Source organism: Paraburkholderia sp. J69-1 (assembly GCF_905220255.1).
Lineage (GTDB): Bacteria > Pseudomonadota > Gammaproteobacteria > Burkholderiales > Burkholderiaceae > Paraburkholderia.
Genome location: NZ_CAJMZG010000054.1, coordinates 1 through 3,646 on the forward strand (window position 1 = coordinate 1; position 3,646 = coordinate 3,646).

Below are 3,646 nucleotides of genomic sequence, written 5' to 3' on the forward strand. Positions count from 1 at the left end.
GAACGATGAGGATTCTGCAAAGAAAGTCCTCGCTGCACTAAAGACTGGGCAACCGTTTGCGGATCTCGCCCGACAATACAGCATTGCACCTAGCAAAACTGCAGGGGGTTCACTGCCGTGGGTAAGCTACAAACTTCCGGCCACCGATGGACATACGCAGGGCCTGCCTTTCGCGCTTGCGCAGGCAATTGCACAACTTCCGTCGGGCGCTGTAACACCACAGCCACTCCATATTGGAAACGTCTATGTCATCGCAAAACTGGATGCCAAGCGTTCAACCGAAATTCCTGACTTCGCCAAATCAAAGGAGACGCTTCGCCTTCAACTGCGTAATGCGGAAGCCCAGAAAGCCGCAATTGAATTTTCCAGGCAGCAGCTCCACGAGGCTAAGATTATTGAATAACAAAGAATTTCTCACCGACTGACTAAACAACCAGCGTAATCACTGCCATCGTCAGGTTGCGGCTTCAGTCAGAGGCCCGCTCGCCGCCCTTTGTATCAAAAGCTGGACGCCTTCGTTCCGAAGTCGCATCCGCTGCGTTCGATCCGCGTGATGGCGTTTAGCGGTCGCGGATGAGAAAACAGAGAAAGGCCGTTTCGGTCGGGAGGTATTTCCGCAACCTGCTAGTGTTCCGTCCCAGAAATAACTTTGCATAGTCGGGCCATTTTCTGAATGATCGAATCGGCGGTCGCGGTCCAGACAAATGGACGGTTGTGCTGGTTGTACTGAGCGACATGGCAGCTGTATTGATGGTCATGGCGTTTATCCCGATGCTGTTCATACCCGTGCACAAAACCGTTCGAGGCTCGCGAGAATCTCATCGGCTGACTTGCTCCAGACGAACGGTCGGGGATTTGCGTTATTAACGTCGAGGTAATGCCGGATCGCTTCTTCAAGTTGCCGCGTCGATCGATGCGTGCCACGTCGGATGTATTTCTCGGTAAGCGTAGCAAACCAGCGTTCCACCTGATTTAGCCACGATGCCGACGTTGGGGTGAAGTGAACATGGAACCGCGGGTGGCGAGCGAACCAGCTTTTGATAGACGGCGTCTTATGCGTGCCGTAGTTATCCATCACCAGATGAACTTCCAGATCGGCGGGCACGCTGGCCTCAATAGTGCGCAGGAACTTCAGGAATTCACTGCTGCGATGGCGACGGTGCAATTCACCGATGACTTCGCCAGTGGCAATGTCCAGCGCGGCAAACAAAGTGGTGGTGCCGTGGCGCATGTAGTCATGCGTACGACGCTCGGGAATGCCGGGTGCCAACGGCAGTATGGGCTGCGTACGATCCAGGGCCTGGATCTGGCTCTTCTCGTCAACACACAGCACCATCGCCTTGAGCGGCGGTTCGAGGTACAGGCCGACGATATCGCGAACCTTGTCGATGAACAGCGGATCGCTCGAAAGTTTGAAGGTTTCTTGCCGATGTGGCTGCAGGCCGAACGCTCGCCAGATTCGTGACACTGCAGTCTGCGAAAGGCTCATCTCCCGAGCCATCGTGCGCGTACTCCAGTGCGTTGCTCCTGTAGGTACGCACTCCAGTGTCTTCGCGATCACGGCATCGACGCGTGCGTCCTCGATCGATCTGGGTGCACCCGGACGCGGCGCGTCGAGCAGACCGTCAAGCCGGTGCATCACATAGCGCGCACGCCACTTCGAGACAGTTTGCTCAGTAACCCGCAGTTTCGCGGCGACAGTCTTGTTGTCGATGCCATCGGCGCAGGCCAGCACGATTCGCGCTCGCAATGCCGACGCCTGCGCTGTCTTACGACGCATCGTCAGGGCCGTGAGTTGATCGCGCTCCGCATCGCTCAAAACAAGTTCTGAACCGCCCCGGGAATCGTGGAGGCTGGTTGGTTTAAGTTAATGCGGGTTCAGCGGCAGCCGTTTCAAGTTGCCGATAGTAGTTTGCCTCAGCTTCGGCGGGCGGGATATAGCCGAGGGGTTCCATCAATCGATGATGATTGAACCAGGCCACCCACTGCAGCGTTGCCAGTTCAACGGATTCCCGCGTTTTCCAGGTGCGGCGATGAATCAGTTCAGCCTTGTACAAACCGTTGATCGTTTCAGCCAAGGCGTTGTCATAGCTGTCGCCACGGCTGCCGACCGACGGTTCGATGCCCGCTTCAGCCAACCGTTCACTGTAGCGAATGCTGACGTATTGGGCGCATTCAACCGGTCGTCGCAACACTGGATTGTTGAACAGATTTTAGGTACTCGTCCAGGGCTTCCGCAGGCGTCTTCCATCCAAGAGTTTTCCGCGGCCTTGAGTTCAACGTATTAGCAACGGCTTGGATTTCCCGAGCACTCCACCGGGACAGGTCTGTACCTTTTGGAAAGTATTGTCGTAGAAGGCCATTGGTGTTTTCATTCGTACCACGCTGCCATGGGCTGTGCGGGTCGGCGAAGAATACCTTCACGCCGGACTCAACAGTGAAGCGGGCATGATCGGATAGCTCCTTGCCGCGATCCCAAGTCAATGATCGCCACAACTCAGCAGGCAAGTCAGTGACGGTCTTCCTGAGTGCGTTGGTCATCGTGAGAGCCCAGTAGCCGGCCAGCGCTGGACCGTTTTTTGTTCGCGGAATCAGTCCATAGCCTTTCTCCCGAGGTAAATGCACGAGCATCGTGAAACGGCTTGATCTTTCCACCAGCGTCCCGATGGCGGATCGGTTCAGGCCAATGAGCAGGTCGCCTTCCCAATGGCCCGGCACAGCACGATCTTCCGCTTCTGCGGGCCTACTGGAAATCATCACCTCCTCGCTGACATGCGCCCACGCCTTCGCACGCGCTCTCGCTCGCGGAACACGCAACGCGCGCCCGGTGCGCAGGCAGCCCACCAACTCGCGCTTGAGCACGCCGCGCCCTTGAATATAGAGCGCTTGGTAAATCGCTTCGTGAGAGATGCGCATAGACTCGTCGTCCGGGAAATCTACCTGCAATCGATTGGCTATTTGCTCGGGTGACCAACCGTTGACCCACTTTCGGTCACCGCGATGCGGTTTATTTCGTCCCTTGAACGGCGCCTGCCTGGGCCCGGCAATTTCACGACCGTCAGCGCCATATACTTTGCCCTCCAGGCGTTCCTGTACATATTGAAGCAGCCGTGCATTAGTCGCCAGCTTCGATGGCTTTGGTCTTTTAGCGAACCGCTCCGCCTTCCACTGCGCGACCGACGCACGATACTCGAAGTAGCCGCCACGTGTCGCCGCATTGCGCGTGAGTTCTCGCGAAACGGTTGATGGGCTGCGTCCGATACGGCGGGCGATCTCGCGCACCCCGAGGCCTTGGGCAGAAAGCAGTGCTATCTCTTCTCGCTCAGCGAACGACAAGTATCGACCCGCAATAGGTTTCGACATGAATAGTGGCATGCCGCCACGATAGCGGAACCAGCGCGGGCCTACCGCTTGAGATACGCCTACCGCCTCCGCTGCTTTCTCGCTTGTAATGCCAGTCGCGATCTGTTGCCAGAACCGACGCTCGATCTCATGTCCAAGTGATGGTGCGCCCGGCGAGTACATCGCTTCTCGCCCTGTCAACCGATACACCTGCTTCGCACTTCGTCCCATGCAACACCTCCTCGATCAAAGGTGTTGCGACGACCGGTTGAATGCGCCCAATATTGCAGCGACGAATTCCAGG

Annotated in this window: 3 protein-coding genes and 1 pseudogene; 1 reads left to right on the top strand and 3 read right to left on the bottom strand. The window is 56.9% G+C overall.

The window, feature by feature from the left end; all coding sequences use genetic code 11:
* The coding region (locus tag U5A67_RS40235; RefSeq protein ID WP_321818805.1) for a peptidylprolyl isomerase at positions 1-403 on the top strand (403 nt) is incomplete at its 5' end.
* 375 nt (positions 404-778) lie between these two features.
* Here the strand turns inward: U5A67_RS40235 and U5A67_RS40245 are convergent.
* The 3 genes and pseudogenes from U5A67_RS40245 to U5A67_RS40255 all read right to left on the bottom strand — a co-directional run bounded on the left by U5A67_RS40245 (position 779) and on the right by U5A67_RS40255 (position 3,573).
* Positions 779-1,780 carry an IS630 family transposase gene (locus tag U5A67_RS40245; RefSeq protein WP_321818806.1) on the bottom strand — a complete coding sequence of 334 codons (1,002 nt, stop codon included), beginning with the start codon at positions 1,778-1,780 and terminating at the stop codon, positions 779-781.
* Positions 1,781-1,862: 82 nt separating this feature from the next.
* Positions 1,863-2,171 (bottom strand): annotated as a pseudogene (locus U5A67_RS40250) (integrase core domain-containing protein); the annotation flags it as partial.
* A 4-nt stretch (positions 2,172-2,175) separates the two neighbouring features.
* Positions 2,176-3,573 carry an IS30 family transposase gene (locus U5A67_RS40255; RefSeq protein ID WP_321818804.1) on the bottom strand — a complete coding sequence of 466 codons (1,398 nt, stop codon included), beginning with the start codon at positions 3,571-3,573 and terminating at the stop codon, positions 2,176-2,178.
* Positions 3,574-3,646: the final 73 nt, after the last annotated feature.